This is a genomic window from Arthrobacter sp. W4I7 (assembly GCF_030816215.1).
Taxonomy (GTDB): domain Bacteria; phylum Actinomycetota; class Actinomycetes; order Actinomycetales; family Micrococcaceae; genus Arthrobacter; species Arthrobacter siccitolerans_A.
Map to the genome: position 1 here is coordinate 4496315 of NZ_JAUSXU010000001.1, position 19230 is coordinate 4515544.

The following is a 19230-nucleotide window of genomic DNA, read 5'->3' on the forward strand; positions in this document are numbered from 1 at the left end:
GGCAGTACGGTCCTGGACTTTCGGCATGCACCCCTTACTGGCGACCGGCCTGGTGTTCCTCCCCGCGATTGCCTGGATGGTGACCGTCCTGGTCGTGTTAATCATTTTGCGGGCAGGGAACACCACGACGGCTACGGCCATAGCGCCGTTATCGGTCATAACGGCCGGGTTCAAGAACGGCACCGAAACGGTTAAAAAGGCCGACAGATAACCCCCGGATTTACTGGCGCGTGACCCTGATGCGGTGTTCTTTACGGTTGCGCGCCGAAGCGGCTACAACCCTCGTTTCAGGCACTTGACACTCCTACGCTTGAGCTATCCACCCCACCACACCAGTCCCCTTGGATGGCACCCCAATGAAAAAACTCCTCCTCTGGCTCACGGCGATACTCGCGGCCGTCGGGCTGGGAATCCTGGCACCGGGGCCCGCCTCGGCAGCCACATCATATTGCGGTCTCGAATGGGGATCGTCGGCTAAAACCGCGCCCGAGATGAGCACCGCGTCCGTCACCAACGTCCGGACAGGGCAGCAATCCTGCTTCGACCGGATGGTGGTTGACCTCAACGGCCCCGTCAAGGGCTACACGGTCCAGTACGTCCCGGAGATCGTCCAGGACGGCACAGGCTTCACCATCCCGGTATACGGCAACGCGCGCCTGCAGGTCACCGTTAACGCACCCTCCTATGACCAGGACGGCAACCTCACCTACAACCCCGCCGCCAAGGCCGAGCTGTCCAACGTGGCCGGCTACCAGACCTTCCGGCAAGTGGTTTACGCCGGAAGCTTCGAGGGTTACACCAGTATCGGGCTGGGCGTCCGCGCCCGGCTGCCCTTCCGGGTCTTCACTCTCGAGGGGCCAGGGTCCGGTTCCCGGCTGATCGTGGACGTTGCCCACTTCTGGTGACGGAATCGAAAAGGTGCCGCACGCCCCTGATCCGGCGTGCGGCACCTTTGTTGTCTGGCCCGGCTGTCCAGGGGCTACATCTAAAGCCGGAAGAAGGACTTCGGGTCGTCGGCACCCAGCAGGTCGTGGTGGAATACGATGGCGTCTAAAGTCCGGGTGTCCGCGAACAGGACAGCCACCGTCGGGGAATGGACCACGGTATAGCGGGTCGGGTCTTCCACCCAGGAATGGATCCCGGTGTACTCCTGAACCTCCAGCCCGTCACCGGGCAGGCCCCGCTCTTCAAGTAGGTCGTAGACAAGATTCCAGGCGAGATCCATCAATTCATGGATGGCCGCCTCCACCTTGAAGCCGGCACGCCGTGGATCTAGGGTCTTTCGTTGTCGTCAAAGTGCTTACGACTGCCTCCCCCGCACTGCATGTCGAACTGCCCGAACCCTACGGCCACCCGCGGCGGTGCGCCAAGGCCAGTACGGTGCCGGACGAGACCATTCAACGAGCGGAAGCTTGAACGCCGTTTAAAGCAGGGCTAACTTGTGCCAATGAAGCCTATGGCCGCACCCGAAGACATTGGTGTGATCTGCAGTGGCCTGCCCGAGGTGGAGCTTGGTTTCTCCTGGGGGGACCGGCCGACGTACAAAGTACCGCGCGGACCTAAGGGGCGGGGTTTCGTGCTCTACCGTGCACCCCGCAAAACAGACCTGGATCCGAAGACTGGGGAACCTTACCGAGACCTGCTCGTCATAATGGTTCCGGATGACGCAGCCAAGTCAGCGCTGGTGGAGGACCCGTCACTGCCGTTCTTCACCGTTCCACATTTCGACGGGTACAACGCCGTCCTGGTCCAGGAGTCCCGCTTGGGCGAGATCAGCCGGGATGAGTTGGAGGAAATCCTGGTCGAGGCGTGGGCAGCCCGGGCACCGAAGAAGCTGGTTGATGAGTTTTTCGCCGGACGCTGACCAGGCACCTATTCGCTGGCGCTCGGCGGATTCCTTATCGACGCGCGGATCGCAGGAGGAATAGGCGCGTCATGTCCGGATTCGCGGCCCGAGACCGGCAGAACGCGAAGGATGGCGGGGCAGAACTTCTTCACCCCACCGGGCGGTTACCTGCGGGCACATCGCATGCGCGATAGCGTTTCTGGTCTACGGCCCACGAGAGGGCGGAACGCTTGCAATTGAAGGTTTACATCTCCACTGCCACCGACGGGTTTTTCACCGTCAAAGCAGTGCAGATGCCGGAACTGACTGCCGAAGCACGGACGTTGGAAGATATCCCGGACGCGCTCCGCTCCGCAGCCGCCGCCATAGTCAGCCAGCCGCCCGAAGACTTCCACGTCGTCATGGACCTCTGAGGTCTGCGCCGCGCTAACGCACGCATTAGAACTCTGCTTTCGCTGTAAAAGTGAGGTGAGGTACACCCCAACGTGACGACCCTTGGGCAGCAGCCCTTGACTTTCTTCTGGTACGAGCCTAGAACTCAACCTGACAAGATGAGTTTCGGAGGCGCGGATGGCTGGACAGCGGATCGGGTACGTGCGGGTGAGTACGTTAGATCAAAACGAGAAACGCCAGCTCGAAGGCCAAGTTCTTGACAGGGTTTTCACCGATAAGGCATCCGGTAGGGATACCGCGAGGCCGGAGCTCACCGAACTGCTGCGGTTCGCCCGCGACGGGGACACCGTCGTGGTGCACAGCATGGACCGGCTGGCCCGCAATTTGGACGACCTGCGTGCTCTCGTCCAACGTCTCACCCGCAAGGGTGTCCGCGTGGAGTTCGTCAAAGAGAGCCTGGTCTTCACCGGCGAGGACTCCCCCATGGCCAACCTCATGCTCTCCGTCATGGGTGCCTTCGCCGAATTCGAACGCTCCCTCATCAGAGAACGCCAAAAGGAAGGCATCGCCCTGGCCAAACAGCGCGGCGCCTACAAAGGACGAAAAAAGACCCTCACGCCGGACAGGGCAGACGAACTGGTCCAGCGCGCCGGCAGCGGCGTTCCGAAAGCCCTCCTTGCCCGTGACTACGGGATCAGCCGCGAGACCGTGTACCAGTACCTGCGCAACGCCAAGCTGGACTGAGCATCTCCCTCCCCTCGTACCGGCGCCACTATGCGGAACCGAAGCGGCGACTCCTTGACGGAAGATCAAGTATCGGCGATCAAGAATGGCCGGGGGAGTGGACGCAAGAAGGTTGTCTTCTGCCGTCATTGGGGCGTTTTCCGCCGGACTCGGTTGGCTCAAAACTGCTCAGGCAAGGACTGGTTCACGATGGTGAGTCCAGGAGGGCAGGGTCAAAAGGCGGTCCGAGCCGGTGATTTCGGCAGCCGTGCTGAGTGTTCGGCGTAGTAGGTCCGGCCGGGTCAAAGCCAGGGCGTCCATCACCTCCTCGTGGCCGCCCGCCCGCACCGCGTATGAGCAGCTGATTCAGGGAGCAATCCTCTGGCCTCTCCGCCGGTTCCTCACATTCCTGCCCCGGAAGCCTGTCAGGTTGGACGACTTTTTGCCTGCCCTACTTATTAAGAGCGGAGGGGACCACGCTGTCCCCTCCGCGTCCCTTCCCGCACCATGAGACGCCAAATTTGGGAAAACACTTGGCTCATGGTGCGGTGTCTTCTACTGAGACCAGTGGAAAGACGCTTCAACGTTGACCGAAAGACGTTTCCGTCAACTGGACCCACTCGAGTGTGAGCCTCACCATAGAATGAGTCAAGGCATCTGCAGAAACAAGCGAACCTTTTGCGCTAACGGGAAAGCCTTGGGATACGGCTTCATAGGTCAACAGGGAGGGACGCCGAGCCCTGCCGGGTCTGGTGTCGCTTCCCTCCTGTCCGCAGCGAAGGTCATCCAGGGCGTCTTCCAAAAGGGTGATTTTGCAGGTGCGGGCCGCCATGATGAAGGGTCCTGCTGCTGCCTCCAGCGTACAACGGGTCCGTCCAGCTATCGCCTGGCACGCGTTCGGGATCACCGAACGTGATACCAGGCTCAGGCTGAAAGAAGGCTGATTATCTGCTTTTGAAAACTCCGCCCGAAGAGGGGGTTTTCGTGCCCAAAGCTTTGTCTGTTGGCGTGCTTCAGATGATGCGTCCTTATAAGTGCGGTGGTGGGACTGGTCGGATCGCGTGGAGGGTTAGAGGCCTGTGAGGTGGATATCGTCCACGGTTTCGCTCTGCAGGAACTTGGTGATCCGGTCCCTGAATAGTTTCACATGCCTGGCTGCGATTTCTTCTGCCCAGTCCGCTTCTCTTTCCCTTAGCGCCTGGATGCTTTCAGCATGGTCCTGGCATGCCGTTGCGTAGTGCTGGGCGATGTGGGGATCGGTCATTCCGTCCCCGCCGAAGCTCAGTAAAGCGAGCCGTTGCCCCTGCCTGTGGATGCGGCCGGCGAGAGAGTAGAGGTATTCGTTCCGTGCGAATTTTGCTTCCATGACGTGCAATTCTGTGTTGGCCCATGAGATTCCGGAAGGATTCCGGGCAGCGACTGCTTCATCGACAGCGTGGGAGGCCGCTTCGAGCTGATCAAGCTCTGCGTCGGTTGCCCTGGCGGCAAGGAGGCGGGACACCGCGCGGGCAATGACCATCTGCGCTTCGAAGAGGGAACGCACTGTCATGAGTTCAAGGCCCTTGACCTGAAACCCGCCGTTTACTCCGACGGTTACCAGACCGTCCGAGCTCAATTGAAACAGGGCTTCCCGGACCGGTGTTCGGCTCAGCCCCAGCTCGGAGGCGAGTTGGAGGTCGTCGATGCGCTGCGCCGGGCGCAGCTCCAGGTCAAGGATGCGCCGGTTGATTTCAGTAAGTGCCTGATCCATGGCGGATCGGTCTCTTTTGGGCATGCTCCATCCTTGCATTGACTGGCGGGCGGTTAGCAGCAAATTACCAAAGACCTCTTGATGTGAGCTACACCTCACTGTATCTTTGTATTTCATCCATATACAAACGCCTTGAGGGGTGACATGAGTACTTCAGTGGAATCGTCGGCCAAAGCCGTGGATTCGAAGATGAGAAAACGTGCCGTAGTGGCAGCCGGTATGGGGTGGGGGCTGGATGGTTTCACTTGGACCATGTATGGCTTCGCGCTTACTGCTGCTTTGCCCGTACTGCACCTGACTACTGCCGCTGCCGGCTGGGTTACGGCTGTGAGCATTGTTGCTTCAGCTGTCGGCGGCGTGATCTTCGGCGCGTTGGCGGACCGGTTCGGACGGGTCAGGGTGCTGACCTGGGTGATCCTCGGCTACAGCCTCTTCACCGCGCTCACAGCGACATCCCAGGACGGGGCCCAATTCCTGATCTGGCGTGTCCTGGAAGGACTGACTTTCGGAGGTGAATGGGCTGTCGGCGCCGCACTCGTGGCCGAATACGCCCGACCCGAAAATCGCGGCAGGGCCCTGGCCTTCGTGCAGAGTTGCTACGCCATAGGCTGGGCTGTTTCAACTACCGCCTACCTCGTGCTGTTCTCGCTGGCTCCGCCGGAGGTCGCTTGGCGGTACCTCTTCCTCGTCGGCATTCTGCCGGCCCTGGTCGCCTTATACATCCGCAAGACGACCCGGGATGTGGTCCAGATTCCGGCGGTGAAGGTTGATAACAAAGGGAAAGTCCGGGCCTTGTTCGCCGCCGGGCAGGTCAAGAAGACCGTGTTCGCGACGCTTCTGGGTGTCGGCGTCCAGGGCATCTATTATTCGGTGTTCGTCTTCCTGCCGCTCTTCCTTAAAGATGAACGCGGGCTGACCGTCGTTGGAACTGCCGGATACACGTGGACCGCGATTGTCGGCTCATTCGTAGGTTATATCGCCTCCGGTTTTCTTCATGACGCGCTGGGACGCCGTCTTACCTTCCTGCTGTTCTTCCTTGGCTCCGTTGCCAGTATCTGTCTTTTCGTGCTCACTCCTCTGGCTGGACCCGAAGTAGGGCTCGTGATCATTTTCATCCTCGGCTTCTTCGCCTCAGGCCAGGCCGGCGGAACAGGCTCTTACCTCGCGGAACTGTTTCCCACGAACATCCGGGCCACCGGCCAGGCTTTCGCCTACAACGTCGGCCGCGGCCTCGCAGCCTTCGGACCCCTTACTGTCGGCGGGATGGCAGCCTCCATTGGGCTGGGAAATTCCATTTTGCTTGTCGGCACCGTAGGCGCCGGCCTCGGCTGCATTGCCTTGGCCATGCTGCCTGAAACGCGCAGGAAAAACATCCTCGAGGATGTCACGGCCTCCCCCGTAAACCATCCCGCTAAGGAGCAACGATGACAGTGACCGCAACCGACGAGCAGAGTTATCAGGTAGCTATCGATACCGGGGGAACGTTCACCGACGTGGCCGTCCGCCGCCCTGACGGATCCGTCTTCGTCTGGAAGGTTTCCTCTACTCCGCAGGCGCCGGATGACGCAGTCATCGAAGGCCTGCAGGGTGCTATGCGGGAGATTGGCATTACTGCCGAGCAGATCACCCGGTTCGTTCACGGAACGACGGTGGCGACCAACACGGTCATTACCCGCACCGGGGCACGTGTCGGGCTGGTCACGACAGGCGGTTTCCGTGACCTTCTGGCGATCGGGCATCAGACCCGCCCGGCACTCTATGACCAGACCAGCCGGCGGGCAACACCCCTGATCCCCGATGACCTCATTTGGGAAATAGACGAACGGCTCGACTTTGAGGGCAATGAACTGCGGCCCCTCGACACGAACCAGCTTGAAGCCCTCGTGAAGGACATCAAGGCCGCGGACTTGGACGTCCTTGTTGTCTCTTTGCTCAACGCCTACGCCGACCCCCGCCACGAACTCGAGGCCGTCGCCTTCCTCACCAGGGGAAAGGTTGCAGGGTCAGTTTTCGGTGCCACGCAGATTTCTCCTGAAATCCGGGAATTCGAACGAACGTCCACCGCAGCCCTCAACGGGTACGTCCAGCCGAAGATCGCCGGCTATATCGAGCGGCTGGAGTCCCGGGTTAAGGCCGCTGGGGTGCCCCCGCGGATGTGGATCATGCAGTCCAACGGCGGCCTCCTCAGCCCCGAGACGGCCCGGAAGGAAAGCGCACGTACCGTGCTCTCCGGACTTGCCGGCGGGGTTGTCGGTGCAGCAGGCTGGGCCCGCCTTCTGGGACTTCCCAACGTGGTCAGCTTCGATATCGGCGGCACCAGCACGGACATCGCCCTGATCCGCAACGGACGTCCGGATGAAATCGTGGCCGGTGAAATCGAATCCCTGCCCCTGCGGATGCCAGCGGTGGACGTCCACACGATCGGAGCCGGTGGAGGCTCCATCGCCTGGCAAGACTCAGGCGGCGGCCTCCGGGTTGGACCGCAAAGTGCCGGAGCGGACCCCGGCCCGGTTTGCTACCAGCGAGGCGGTACCAATCTGACGGTCACGGACGCCCACGTCGTCCTGGGACGGCTGGGCACCACCCTGCTGGGCGGCAGACTTCAACTGGACGCAGAGGCAGCCCGACAGCGCATGGCCGCTCTCGCAGCCGAACTGGAACTGAGCACAGAAGATGCTGCAGCGGGCATCATCAAGGTCATCAACGCGAACATGGCACGCGGTGTCCGCAGAGTCAGCGTAGAACGCGGAGTGGACCTTCGTAACTGTGACCTGATGGCCTTCGGCGGCGCCGGTCCCCTTCACGGAGCCGATCTAATCCAAGAGATCGGCATCAAATCAGCTGTCATCCCGCCGATGCCCGGAATCGCTTCAGCCGTGGGCATGCTTGACGCACCCGTCAGGCATGATTTCTCCGCCACCGTCCACGCATCTTCCGAACTGGACATCCCACTGCTCGAAGAAGCGTTCAGGACGCTCGAAAGCAAAGCCGGAGCCAATGTGGGCGAGGACGTGGACTTGATCTGCACTCGACTCGTTGATGCCCGGTACGTGGGACAAAGCTACGAGCTGACGATTCCTTACGCGGAGAATTTTGAAGTGATCCGGGAACTCCTGGACCAGGCGCATGCGGAGCGTTATGGCTTCGATGACCCCGGCGCCCTGATGGAAGTCGTTGCAGCACGGGTTGTCGCCACAGTTGAATACGCGGGCGCCGTCGCCCCGACCCGGCGAGGATTCGCCGGAACTCCTTCGCCTCGGACCACCCGCCCGTTGTACGCGGACGGGATGTGGCATGAGGCCCCTGTCTATGACCGCGACGCTTTATCGGACACCGTGGTTCTGGACGGCCCGTTGATTATCGAGCAATTCGATTCAACCATCGTTGTCAACCCCGGCCAGACGTCCCGCACCGACGAACACGGTTTCCTGCATATCTCAGCTAAGGACCATTCATGACCCTGCAACAGATGACCGAAGCACCGATCCACCTCAACGCGGTAGACCTTGAAATCGCCAGAAACCGGCTCGAGTCAATCGCTGAAGAAGTGGGTATGGCGTTGATCCGAACCTCGTACTCGCCAAATATTAAGGACCGCAGGGACTGTTCGGCGGGCTTGTACCAGCCCACGGGTGAGCTGATCTCCCAAGCCGAACACATCCCCCTCCACCTCGGACTCATGCCAACCCTCATCCAGCGGGCACTGCATGAGTACGGTGCCGATCGGCTCAAACCCGGCGATATCCTCATCACCAACAATCCGTACCTCGGCGGATCCCATCTGCCGGATACCTGCGTCATCACACCGGTCTTTTCCAAAGGTGAAGTGGTGGCCATCGTGGCCAACATGGCCCACCACGTTGACGTCGGCGGCATCACCCCTGGTTCGATGGCCACACACGCCACAGAGATCTTCCAGGAGGGAATCCGCATCCCGCCGGTAAGGCTCTTCGCCGAGGGCGAGGAATGCCAAGACGTCCTCTCCCTCATCCTCACCAACGTAAGGACCGCAGACAAAACCCGCGGGGACCTGCTGGCCCAGGTTGCCGCCAACCGTCTGGGTGAGCGCCGCGTACTGGAAGTCATCGAGGAATGGGGCCTTGAAAAATTCGAAGTCTCAACGGCGGCCCTGGTGGACTACGCGGAACGGCGCACCCGCTCGGCACTGAGTCAACTGCCGGACGGAACAGGACGATTTGTGGACTACATCGAGCACAACGGCGTCACGAAACAGCAACTTCCCATCGTGGCCACGGTCACCAAACAGGGAAGCGAAATCACCGTTGACCTGAGCGAATCAGCAGACCAGACCAAGGGCGCCGTCAACTGCTCCTTCGCCGTTGCTGAAGCCTGTGTGGCGTACGTCGTGAAAATGCTCGCCGACCCGTCCCTGCCATCCAACGCCGGGCTCATGAAACCGATCACTGTGCACACCCGGCCCGGATCCCTGGTTTCGGCAGTCTTCCCCGCACCAGTTGCCAACGGCAACACACAAACCGCCCAACGCATCGTCGACGTCCTGCTCGGGGCGTTCCAGGCCTTTGCACCCGGCCTTGTCCCTGCAGCTTCCAGCGGCAGCATGAGCATCGTGACGATCGGCGGCGTGGACGAACGGACCGGCCGATACTTCTCCTACATCGAGACCTACGGCGGAGGGCAGGGCGCCCTGCCAAACCAATCGGGAGCTGACGCTACACACACCCACATGACCAATACGCGCAATACCCCCTGCGAGGTCATCGAGAGGGAGTACCCCCTCCGGGTTGAGCGCTACGCAATCGCCCGGAACACCGGCGGAAACGGCAAGCACCGAGGCGGTGACGGGCTCATCCGGGAGCTAACCCTCACCAGCGGGGAAGCCACCGCCGTTGCCGCAACCGCACGTGTTGAAGAGGGCCCCTGGGGCCTCGAAGGCGGAGCCAATGGAACCCCGGCCCACGTACGCCTCACCAGCGGCAGAATAGTCACCGAACTGGAAGCGATGTCACGCCTGGACCTCACCGCGGGTGACTCCATCCGCATCCAGACCGCAGGCGGTGGCGGATACGGGACACCGAAGGCCTAACCCCTCGCAACCGTGAAGAAGAAAGTCTGACCGCTGCCCGCCCCTGGCCTAAGGAGCCACCCATGGAATCAACCGAATACGCCATCATCGGTGCAGGACTGGCCGGAGCAGCTACTGCCTGGCATCTCGCCGCCCGCGGCCACGACGTTGCCCTGCTCGAACGCGCAACCCCGGCAAACGACGCCGGCAGCTCCCATGGCTCCGCTCGTATCTTCCGGTACGCCTACCCGGAGGAGTTCTACACCGGCCTCGTCCAGGAGGCGAAGGCCGGGTGGGACGAACTGGCGCGCCTGAGCGGCAAGCAACTGATCTCCCCCACCGGCGCCGTCGACTACGGCGCCATCCGCCAGCCCGACCGCCTGGCCGCTGTGCTGGCAGCGCGGGGCATCGACCACGAACTCCTCACCGCGGAAGAGGCCAACCGCCGCTGGCCCCAGATTGCTTTTGACACCCCTGTACTCTGGCACCCGGACGCCGGCGTGATCGACGCCCACGAATCCGTGGCGTCCATGGTTAACCAGGCCGTGACGCACGGAGCGGAACTGCACAACAACTGGGCAGTTGCCTCGATCTCCGGATCAACCGGCCACTACCTGCTGACGTCCGAGGACGGTATGACTCTGCGGGCGGCGAACGTGATCATCGCAGCAGGCGGGTGGCTCCCCCAGCTCCTGGAATCACTCCCGCTGCCCTCATCCTTCCTGGCAGGCATGCCCCCGATCGAGGTGCGGCAGGAACAGGCCTACCACTTTCCCTACGTCAACGGGACCGAGGGCGGCCCGCCGTGGCCTACGTTCATTCATAAGCGCGAAGGCTGGCAGGCCTATGGCCTGCCGGGGGGACGCGATGCCAGCTTCCGCGGCCAGAAAGTCGCCGAGTACAACGGCGGCAAAATCCTTCCCTCCGCCGCCAACCAGGACGGCCAAATCAACCCGGAGAACCGCCGCCGGGTCATCGAATACGTCGAACAATACCTGCCCGGACTGATCCCGGAACCGTACGCCGAAACGACCTGCCTGTTTACCAACACCCCCACAGAGGACTTCATCATGGACCGGGCCGAGGGCATCACCATACTCTCCCCCTGCTCCGGACACGGTGCGAAGTTTGCCCCGCTGATCGGTCAGATCGCGGCGGACCTGGCCACAGGCACCGGATCCGTACCCGACCAGTTCCGGCTTGCCGCCCAAACCAGGCACGCAGCGGCGGTGACCTACTGATGGCAGCAGATACGGCTCCCCCGGCCCACGCCCCCGTCGCTACCGTGACCGGGCTGTTGTCCGGGATCGCGGGCACAGGCACCGACAAGATCCGCGGCGGCTACACCCGCCCGGTGTACTCCACAGCAGAATTGGACCTGCGCAGCTGGTTCATCGAACAGGCAGAAAAGCGCGGCCTGGCAGTGGACACTGACCGCAATGGTGCCATCTGGGCCTGGTGGGACGTGCCCGGAGGTGACCGGAGCAACAGCCTGGTCACCGGCAGCCACCTTGATTCAGTACCCGGGGGCGGCCCCTTCGACGGGCCGCTCGGCGTGGCCTCCGCCTTGGTGGCGGTGGACATCCTGAAGACCCGGATGACGACCCCGACCCGCCCGCTGGCCGTTGTGGTTTTCCCCGAAGAGGAAGGATCGCGGTTCGGTGTCGCATGCCTGGGCTCGCGGCTGATGACAGGAGCCATCGATCCGGACAAGGCCCGCAACCTCCAGGACCCAGACGGCTCAACATTCGCCGACGTCGCCCGCGCCAACGGGCTGGACCCCCGCTTCCTCGGCCGGGACCACAAACTCCTGGGCCAGATCGGTGCCTTTGTCGAACTGCACGTCGAACAAGGCCGTGGACTGATCGATCTGGACCAGCCCATCGCGATTGCTTCCTCCATCCTCGGGCACGGACGCTGGCGTCTGAGCATCGACGGGCAGGGCAACCATGCCGGAACCACTCTGATGGCAGACCGGCGCGACCCCATGGTGTCCGCAGCCAGGACGGTGGTAGCCATCCGCGACATCGCCCGGAAACAGGACCATGCGAGGGCGACGGTCGGACGGCTCCAGCCCGTCCCCGGCGGAACAAATGTCATCGCCTCACGCGTTGACTTCTGGCTGGACGTCCGCCACCCGGACGACGCCGTGACAGCCGCACTGGTCCAGGGCATTCATGGTCAGGCGCGGATCATTGCCGCCGAGGAAGGCTGCAGCGTCGAGCTCCGGGAAGAATCCCTGAGCCCCACCGTGCACTTCGATCCCGGACTGCAAAAGGAGCTCCAACTGGCCCTGCCACGCGCCCCCGTCCTGGACACCGGTGCCGGACACGACGCCGGCGTCCTTGCGCCCTACCTTCCGACCGCGATGGTCTTCGTCCGAAACCCCAGCGGGGTTTCCCACTCCCCTGAAGAACACGTAATGGACGAGGACGCCGAGACGGGCGCACGAACCCTGGCCGACGCCCTCCACAGGCTCATGGCCTAGCAAACACGACAGCGAAGCGATCAAAGGCCCCCTTCGGGGTACACGCCTAATCTGGAAGAACGACGGTCACCCCTGCCCTTCGCCGCCTAGCTTGACAGAAGGCCGGTTATCGGCAGTTTAAAACAGGCGGGGGAGTGCCGGCGTGAGGGGCTGTTTATCGCCGTCGTTTGGTGGCGTTTCTGCCCGGATTCCGGGGGATCGGAACTGCTTGGCCAGTGCCCGGTTTACCGCGGGGATGTCCAGGAAGGCAGGGTCAAAAGGCGCATCGGAGCCGGTTATGTCGGCCACCCATTCGGCGTGGTCAGAATGCGCCGGGTCGGCCAACGCATCCATGATCTCCTCGTACCCGGGAAAACCTCCTGAGTCTTCCAGCGGGCCACGCCGCGCGCCATCAATCAAGCGGGCCGGCGGACTGTCTTCGTCTGCGGGCCGGCGGGAAACCAGCCCGAGACGGTGAAGCCAGCTGTCACCAAAGTCGTATTCGTAGAACGCTCCGCCCGACCCCAGTGCGAGCAGCTGATCCAGGGAGCAATCCTCCTCAGGCCTGTCGCCCGGTTCTTCACACTGCTGCCCTGGAAGCCACTGCGGGACTTCCGGAAATTCACCGGCGACGGGCCTTAGCGGCGTGAACGGGTCGCTTGTTACAAACCTGTGCAGGTGCGCGTCCTCCCAGCCAAAGGCTGCCTGCAGGACCTGGTGCACCTGGCTCAAAAGCCAGGGAGCCCCGGAGCTCGAATCGCCGCCAAATCTCAGGCTCGCTGTCGACCAGCTCCACGCGAACCTCCAGGACCGAGTCCTGTCCAACACTCGTCCCGGTCTCGAATTTGTCCATGGCATCCATTTTTACAGGCGTCACGGACTAATAGTACGAGGGTTGAGCTCTCCCCCGCCGCGGCCTATAGCTTGACGAAAGGTCCATTATCCAATCGAAAAATGGGCGGGGGGTGGCTGCAAAAACTGCTCCCTTGTATCCGCGGGCCTTTCCGGCACTCCTTTTTGTGATGCAGTGGGGGGCAAAAATTTTTGGCAATCGGGTACAAAGGGACATGGACCTTGGTAACCCGGTGTGCATGTCCTGGTCAGTTAGGAAACAGGTAAGCCGTGGTTGAACATGACGTGCGTGGTGCGGGAAAAGACCTCGAGGGCGACGGAGAGGCAATTTATGTCCGAGGCCCGAGCGCTGACCAATCTCACTGGCAACGCCGTGGCTACGGTGCTGATCGGTCACCGGGACCCGGGGAAATTGACAAAGACCAGGTGGCGCAGGTCCTGTCCGGTGCCTTCCCGTTCGACGAAGTCACGATGGACGAAGACCATGGCCATGAGGGTCCTCCGGAAGGCGTCCGGGGAACACGAGGAGCACGAACGGGGGAGGCTGTCGGAGCGGCGGCGCCGCGCAAGGAGGAAGATGCGTGCTGGGTGGACGCTTTGGAGGATGACTAGTCGCTGGAATCGTCTTCCTAGAGGCCGTTGGGTCCAGAACGGCCGGAGCAGCCGGCTCCGCGGGCAATGGGGGAGACTGCTCCATCGAGGTTCCGCTTTTTGAACAATCTGTTGCGCGCACCGGTACTGACACTCAGGCTCAAACATGTGAGTGCGCAGGAACAGGCTCGGACCCGACTCGGATGCCGAAGCCATCGCGGGAGGCACCGAAACCGACGACCGTTATTTTTCTGTTCGGGCTGCGGACCCTTTTGTCATCCAGGGCCCGGTCGAGCGACCCACCCCAGGAAGGGACCGTCCGCAGGTGCACCTGCCTCGATCGTTTCTCTAAGTCCCTTAAAGATCGCCTCCGCCTGGACCGTGACAGCGGGCCCCAACCCGTGAGTTACGGTCTCGTCGTCAACAAAGGCGGCAGCCTGCTCGAGGGGGGATAGCGCGAGGTAAAAGATGGCCTGCCGCCACGCGTAGGCAGCATTCTTCCTATGACGCAGGTTCTTCGCTCCCGCCGTCTTGGCCAGGTGATTCTTGGCGACGTTCCAAGCGCCCCGTGCTTGCGTTCCCCAGTCGAGTGTGACCCCGGCTTTAACCAACACGGCGAGGTTCTGCGTCGTGAGGATCTGCGCCTGCTCGATGATTTTTCCGCTGGCGACGACGTCATAACCCCAGCGGGCCGGGCCAATGCACGCTCGAGAGCGGACAAGGGCGTCGAATTCTGGCACCACAGTCCGCGGCGTTGTCCGTGGCCAAGAAGACGTCTCCTGTGTGGTCCCCATGGTCAGGATCCTGCCATAGTCAATTCCGTAGTAGCGGGCGTAGAGGGTGCTGCCGACCACGGTGGCAGTCTCCTGTGCTGCGCGTAGGAAGACCGGGCTGAATGAATCCATGAAGATGTCCGAGGCCAACTCGTATGTCAGAGGGACCTCCTCGGAAGCGAGTCCAAAGAGTCGGGTGAGTTCCCGTATGAGGGAGTTTGGAATCAGCGTTCCCGGGAAGTGGTGCAGGGCAAGTGTGGCGAGGTCCACTGCTTGCGCGTGAGCGAGAGCCTGGTTTTGCTCATGGACGCCCGTCTGCTCCAGCAGGTTGAACCAGGGAAGTGCCTGAACGGTCACTTGAGACTTGCGGTCCAGCAAGAGCACGCTGCGCCGATTGGCGAAGGCACGGTGGAGGCGTTTGGCGAGCAGTCCTCCCGATGGGTCTGAGTACCGGGAGGCGACCGTCTCGGCGGTGAGTTGTGGGGCTAGTTCGGCCAGCACCTCTGCCGACCGTACGATGCCATGGCCTAGGAGCACCGGGAGTGGGGCCTGAGTGGCTTGACGAGTGATCTTCCGCACTGAGGGCAGAGCCTCAGCAGGAGTGCCTCGGAGTAATGCCACGGGATCTCCAACGGCGCCCGTGCGGCCTGTCGCGTTCAGCCGGGCTGCGGCGTCATGGGCTAGGGCTGCGTGGGATGGTTTAGCAGCAGTGCGGGCCTGTGCGGCGCGAAGCTCGGCGAGACGTGGTGAGCCTGGTTCGCCGCGCTTCGCCACCATGTTCGCTGCAGCCACGCGCACCCGCCCCATCGGGCGGGAATCCAATTCTCCGCCCACGCAGGCATAGAGGCCGGTTAACAGGATCTGTAGATTCCCTTTCGGGTCTGTATGCCGCTTTGTCAGCGTGTTCTCAGCGGCAAGACGCTGGTACTCGGCCAGCAATTCTTTCGCTCCGTCGATCCAGTCAGGCGTTAAAGCCGCCCCCAGTATTCCACTGGAGGACCGAGTGGCCCACCAATGGCTGAGGACCTTGTCCGTGAAAGGGGTCCAGACTGACAGAGCCTCACGTTCTGCCTCGACATGTCGTTGCGGCCGCTTCCCGTTCAACCGAGCCGAGACAACAGGCAGGGTTGCTACATGCACACCCGGCGCGTCTGGCTCGGTCAATTCATACGGCCAGAACCGCACCTGTCCGGCCCAAGGCTCCAATGCGCTCACCATCTCGGAAGCATCATGCGCTCGACCGTGTTGGAGCAGCCACGCAAAGCTAAGAAGTGCCCCATGTTCGGGCAGATCCAAACGATACAACCCCGACTTCAACCAGGCGTCCAGTTTTCGGATCCCCTCGTCGGACAGGAACCAAGCGAACAGGTGGGCGCGGTCATGCTCAACCCCCAGGTTGTCGGCCATCGTTATCTCATCCGGTTCCAACGGCCCTGCGGCCGCCGCGGCCCCCGTGGCGAACCCTCCCCGGACGATCTCAGGTGTCAGCCATGCCGGGAAGCCATTCACTGGCGCGGGTGACCCGACCCTGAGCTTCCCGGTCGCCATGCCATCGAGGACGCGCATCCACGACTTGGCGCGTCGTTCGGCCCGAGCTTGGCCATCGGGGTCGGAAGTCAGCCCAGCGGTGGATAGTGCTTTGCGGAACTGCCTCCATGCGTAGCCGAACACCATCAATCCTCTCCGCCGCACGAATGTGGCCGCTTCGCCGACGCGGCAGGTGCTGCCCCTGCTCCCTCCGGGTTAGAAGCCCAGTGCTCTCGCTGTTGAGCTACACGTCGATTGGCCCAAAAATCAAGCCAGGTCTGCATCCCCAGGCATTGGCTTTCTCGCCTGCTAACTCAACAAGCTAGACAACTTCCATCTGGTTGGAGGCTTGTAGTGAACAAAAAGTTCCCATGTTTCATGAATTCTACTCCGCCGGGCTCCGTCGGCCACAGCTCCGAAAGCTTCGTTAGCAGCCAAAGACAACGGGGAAGAAGGGAAGCTGGCCGGCCACCGCTTTCCGGGATTAGTGCGCCGTTTCGGCCCCGGCAGCGTCTCGCCGACGTCGAGCGGCTGGCGCGATACTCATGCGTGAGGTGGGTGTTCGGATGTTCGTGATCGACGGCAACGAGCTCCAAAACGCTTGTCAAAGGGACCCATTGAGACGCAAATCTCGGAGGGCCAACAATCCCTTTGATCGAGATTTCACTCTCATCAGTGGTAGCGAGCACAAACCCGTCATCCTCCTCGCGCAAGGAAGGGATGCCACCCCGATTGAAGGCACCGGCGAAATCCTGGTCGAGTTCCTCATCGACCCACCCGCAGCTACCAACCGAAAAACACCCCGGTCCGAAGACCGGGGCTGGGGGAGTGCCTGTAAAAGGGCTGTCTGGCGTAGCGGTCGACAGTTTCGGTGCTTCGGGCATAACTGTCGCCGGCTTCGGATGAGCGCGGATGCCGGCAGGAGCCGCATGCAGTGTTACCTTTCTAGACGCCTCTACTGGACTTGCCAACAGCACCGTGATTTCAAGATTGCATCCACCAGAAAGAGCGGCAGCATTGGACGCCAGCTCCTACGCCAGATGACCGACTATTCCCGGTTGTCGATCTCGTCCTTGAATGCTTCCAAGCTGCTTCGCGAAGTCGGCCCTGGCGAGCCTCGCGACCGCTTCGACTCCGCCAGTCGTGAGCAGGCCCAGGCTGGCAGGTCAGCGCAACCACCGTGCAGTGGCGGGTACAGTCCAGCTCTGTTGGTTCCTCAAGGGGATCCGGCAACAGGGGTTGTGATCATGGAGTCCTTGGTCAACCCGTCCCATCCTGATCACGTCCAATGCCCTCCCTCAGAGAGGCGAGGTTGCTGCGGACGACCAGGGTGTCGGGGTGGTCCGGGCCGAGCACCCGCAGCTGGTCGTCCAGTAGTTCACGGAGCTGGCTGATCGCCCCTGCAGGGTCCCCTACCTCTCCGGTCCAAAAGGCGAGGTTGTTGCGTGTGCGCAGGGTCTCGGGGTGGTCCGGGCCCAGCACCCGCAGCTGGTCGTCCAGCAGTTCACGGAGCTGGCTGATCGCCCCTGCAGGGTCCCCTACCTCCCCGGTCCAAAAGGCGAGGTGGCTGCGTGTGCCCAGGGTGTCGGGGTGGTCCGGGCCCAGCACCCGCAGCTGGTCGTCCAGCAGTTCACGGAGCTGGCTGATCGCCCCTGCAGGGTCCCCGGCCTCCCCGGTGGTGGAGGCCAGGTTGCTGCGCGTGATCAGGGTGTCGGGGTGGTCCGGGCCCAGCACCCGCAACCGGGCGTCCAGCAGTTCACGGAACTGGCTGATCGCCTCTGCAGGGTCCCCGGCCTCCCGGGTGGTGGAGGCCAGGTTGCTGCGCGTGATCAGGGTGTCGGGGTGGTCCGGGCCCAGCACCCGCAACCGGTCGTCCAGCAGTTCACGGAACTGGCTGATCCCCCCTGCAGGGTCCCCGGCCTCCCGGGTGGTGGAGGCCAGGTTGCTGCGCGTGATCAGGGTGTCGGGGTGGTCCGGGCCCAGCACCCGCAACCGGTCGTCCAGCAGTTCACGGAACTGGCTGATCCCCCCTGCAGGGTCCCCGGCCCATGCGGTCAGGGAGGCCAGGTTGTTGCGCGTGATCAGGGTGTCGGGGTGGTCCGGGCCCAGCACCCGCAGCTGGGCGTCCAGCAGTTCACGGAACTGGCTGATCGCCTCTGCAAGGTCCCCGGCCGATGCCGTGAAGGAGGCCAAGTTGCTGCGCGTGATCAGGGTGTCGGGGTGGTCCGGGCCCAGCACCCGCAACTGGGCGTCCAGCAGTTCACGGAACTGCCCACTCGCCCCTGCGAGGTCCCCGGCCGATGCCGTCAGGGAGGCCAGGTTGCTGCGCGTGCTTAGCGTCTTGGGGTGATCCGGGCCCAACACCCGCAGCTGGGCGTCCAGCAGTTCACGGAACTGCCTACTGGCCCCTGCAAGGTCCCCAGCCTCACCTGTGAAGGAGGCCAGGTTGTTGCGCGTGATCAGGGTGTCGGGGTGGTCCGGGCCCAGCACCCGCGACCGGGAGTCCAGCAGTTCATGGAACTCGTTGATCGCACCGGGGAGGTCCCCGGCCTCTCCGGTCCAGAAAGCGAGGTTGTTACGTGTGGTGAGAGTGTCGGGGTGGTCCGGTCCCAGCACCCGCAACTGGTAGTCCAGCAGTTTGCGGGACTGGCTGATGGCCCCGGCAAGGTCCCCGGCTGCCCCGGTTGTGAATGCAAGCCGCTGTTGCTGGGTCAGCCACTCATCGTCGTCGTCGAATGCCACGTCAGGTCCCCGTCTTCTCCCAGCTTTGGAACGTCCACCTCCGTGGACTTTGCCCATGTCTCAAGGAGCAACTCCTCGTCGGTCCATGCCACGTAGTTCCCGCTGCAGTCCGCTGCCCCATGACTCGTCCCCTGTGTTTGCCCCGTGTTTGCCAACCGGGGGCAAAAGCGGTGCTGCATCAGATGTTGCCTTTGTAGACGTAGAGAAAGGACTTTCACACACGGTGAAAATTGCCGGGTCGGTGAGGATCGGAGTCAGCACGCTGCACCGATGGCTTTGCCCGTTGAGAGGTGCCGAGGGTACGACCGTTGCCCTCCGCGTGGGTCAGCGATCAAGCTCCCAGTCCTTAAGCCTAGTGTGCACAGGAATCAGATTGATCACGAGGTTCGTGTAGCCTTCAGCATCGACAAGTTGGGTGCGGCATGCCTCGGCGACCTGTAGGGAGTAGAAAGCTCCAAGCTGGCCACCGCTGTTGCCTTCTACGTCCTCCCACTCAACGGTATATATGGGCTCCGGGCTGCG

The 19230-nt window shown here is 62.5% G+C and carries 14 protein-coding genes, 1 tRNA gene and 1 pseudogene; 10 read left to right on the forward strand and 6 right to left on the reverse strand.

Annotation, left to right across the window (positions count from 1 at the left end; translation table 11 throughout):
* Positions 1-356: 356 nt before the first annotated feature.
* Positions 357-905 carry a hypothetical protein gene (locus tag QF047_RS20450; RefSeq protein WP_307280906.1) on the forward strand — a complete coding sequence of 183 codons (549 nt, stop codon included), beginning with the start codon at positions 357-359 and terminating at the stop codon, positions 903-905.
* Positions 906-985: 80 nt separating this feature from the next.
* Here the strand turns inward: QF047_RS20450 and QF047_RS20455 are convergent, their stop codons facing one another.
* On the reverse strand, positions 986-1225 hold the full coding sequence (locus tag QF047_RS20455) for a hypothetical protein (RefSeq protein WP_307280907.1): 240 nt from the start codon (positions 1223-1225) through the stop codon (positions 986-988).
* A 222-nt stretch (positions 1226-1447) separates the two neighbouring features.
* On the opposite strand from QF047_RS20455, the gene QF047_RS20460 reads away from it, so the two are divergent.
* The 3 genes from QF047_RS20460 (at position 1448) to QF047_RS20470 (ending at position 2983) form a co-directional block, all read left to right on the forward strand.
* The gene (locus tag QF047_RS20460) at positions 1448-1864 is read left to right on the forward strand and encodes an MmcQ/YjbR family DNA-binding protein (protein WP_307280909.1); all 417 of its coding nucleotides are present in this window, start codon (positions 1448-1450) and stop codon (positions 1862-1864) included.
* Positions 1865-2076: 212 nt separating this feature from the next.
* A complete protein-coding gene (locus QF047_RS20465; protein ID WP_307280911.1) occupies positions 2077-2259 on the forward strand; it encodes a hypothetical protein in 183 nt (60 codons plus the stop codon).
* 157 nt (positions 2260-2416) lie between these two features.
* On the forward strand, positions 2417-2983 hold the full coding sequence (locus tag QF047_RS20470; protein WP_307280913.1) for a recombinase family protein: 567 nt from the start codon (positions 2417-2419) through the stop codon (positions 2981-2983).
* 1048 nt (positions 2984-4031) lie between these two features.
* Here QF047_RS20470 and QF047_RS20475 read toward each other — a convergent pair.
* A complete protein-coding gene (locus QF047_RS20475; protein ID WP_307280915.1) occupies positions 4032-4736 on the reverse strand; it encodes a GntR family transcriptional regulator in 705 nt (234 codons plus the stop codon).
* 120 nt (positions 4737-4856) lie between these two features.
* Here QF047_RS20475 and QF047_RS20480 point away from each other — a divergent pair, with 120 nt between their 5' ends.
* The 5 genes from QF047_RS20480 (at position 4857) to QF047_RS20500 (ending at position 12244) form a co-directional block, all read left to right on the forward strand.
* The gene (locus QF047_RS20480; protein ID WP_307280917.1) at positions 4857-6140 is read left to right on the forward strand and encodes an MFS transporter; all 1284 of its coding nucleotides are present in this window, start codon (positions 4857-4859) and stop codon (positions 6138-6140) included.
* A complete protein-coding gene (locus QF047_RS20485) occupies positions 6137-8170 on the forward strand; it encodes a hydantoinase/oxoprolinase family protein (protein WP_307280920.1) in 2034 nt (677 codons plus the stop codon). The genes QF047_RS20480 and QF047_RS20485 overlap by 4 nt, the downstream gene beginning before the upstream one ends.
* Positions 8167-9777, forward strand: coding sequence for a hydantoinase B/oxoprolinase family protein (locus QF047_RS20490; protein WP_307280922.1), 1611 nt, complete (start codon positions 8167-8169; stop codon positions 9775-9777). Before QF047_RS20485 ends, QF047_RS20490 begins: the two co-directional genes overlap by 4 nt.
* 62 nt (positions 9778-9839) lie before the next feature.
* On the forward strand, positions 9840-10997 hold the full coding sequence (locus tag QF047_RS20495; protein ID WP_307280924.1) for an FAD-dependent oxidoreductase: 1158 nt from the start codon (positions 9840-9842) through the stop codon (positions 10995-10997).
* Complete coding sequence (locus QF047_RS20500; RefSeq protein WP_307280928.1) at positions 10997-12244, forward strand: allantoate amidohydrolase; 1248 nt, start codon at positions 10997-10999, stop codon at positions 12242-12244. The genes QF047_RS20495 and QF047_RS20500 overlap by 1 nt, the downstream gene beginning before the upstream one ends.
* Before the next feature lie 117 nt (positions 12245-12361).
* Here QF047_RS20500 and QF047_RS20505 read toward each other — a convergent pair whose 3' ends face one another.
* A complete protein-coding gene (locus tag QF047_RS20505; protein ID WP_307282104.1) occupies positions 12362-12946 on the reverse strand; it encodes a plasmid pRiA4b ORF-3 family protein in 585 nt (194 codons plus the stop codon).
* Positions 12947-13400: 454 nt separating this feature from the next.
* On the opposite strand from QF047_RS20505, the pseudogene QF047_RS20510 reads away from it, so the two are divergent.
* Positions 13401-13687, forward strand: a pseudogene (locus tag QF047_RS20510) (hypothetical protein); the annotation flags it as partial.
* Positions 13688-13941: 254 nt separating this feature from the next.
* Here the strand turns inward: QF047_RS20510 and QF047_RS20515 are convergent.
* The 3 genes from QF047_RS20515 to QF047_RS20525 form a co-directional block, all read right to left on the reverse strand.
* Entirely contained in the window at positions 13942-15846 is a 1905-nt protein-coding gene (locus tag QF047_RS20515) for a hypothetical protein (protein WP_307280930.1), read from the reverse strand.
* A 301-nt stretch (positions 15847-16147) separates the two neighbouring features.
* A tRNA-Arg gene (locus QF047_RS20520) sits at positions 16148-16220 on the reverse strand.
* A gap of 1006 nt (positions 16221-17226) precedes the next feature.
* Positions 17227-18708, reverse strand: coding sequence for a tetratricopeptide repeat protein (locus QF047_RS20525; protein ID WP_307280933.1), 1482 nt, complete (start codon positions 18706-18708; stop codon positions 17227-17229).
* Positions 18709-19230 lie beyond the last annotated feature (522 nt).

Coding starts and splice junctions, on each gene's coding strand:
- QF047_RS20450 (WP_307280906.1), top strand. CDS start 357: ATGAAAAAACTCCTCCTCTGGCTCACGGCGATACTCGCGGCCGTCGGG.
- QF047_RS20455 (WP_307280907.1), bottom strand. CDS start 1,225: ATGGATCTCGCCTGGAATCTTGTCTACGACCTACTTGAAGAGCGGGGC.
- QF047_RS20460 (WP_307280909.1), top strand. CDS start 1,448: ATGAAGCCTATGGCCGCACCCGAAGACATTGGTGTGATCTGCAGTGGC.
- QF047_RS20470 (WP_307280913.1), top strand. CDS start 2,417: ATGGCTGGACAGCGGATCGGGTACGTGCGGGTGAGTACGTTAGATCAA.
- QF047_RS20475 (WP_307280915.1), bottom strand. CDS start 4,736: ATGCCCAAAAGAGACCGATCCGCCATGGATCAGGCACTTACTGAAATC.
- QF047_RS20480 (WP_307280917.1), top strand. CDS start 4,857: ATGAGTACTTCAGTGGAATCGTCGGCCAAAGCCGTGGATTCGAAGATG.
- QF047_RS20485 (WP_307280920.1), top strand. CDS start 6,137: ATGACAGTGACCGCAACCGACGAGCAGAGTTATCAGGTAGCTATCGAT.
- QF047_RS20490 (WP_307280922.1), top strand. CDS start 8,167: ATGACCCTGCAACAGATGACCGAAGCACCGATCCACCTCAACGCGGTA.
- QF047_RS20495 (WP_307280924.1), top strand. CDS start 9,840: ATGGAATCAACCGAATACGCCATCATCGGTGCAGGACTGGCCGGAGCA.
- QF047_RS20500 (WP_307280928.1), top strand. CDS start 10,997: ATGGCAGCAGATACGGCTCCCCCGGCCCACGCCCCCGTCGCTACCGTG.
- QF047_RS20515 (WP_307280930.1), bottom strand. CDS start 15,846: ATGGCCGACAACCTGGGGGTTGAGCATGACCGCGCCCACCTGTTCGCT.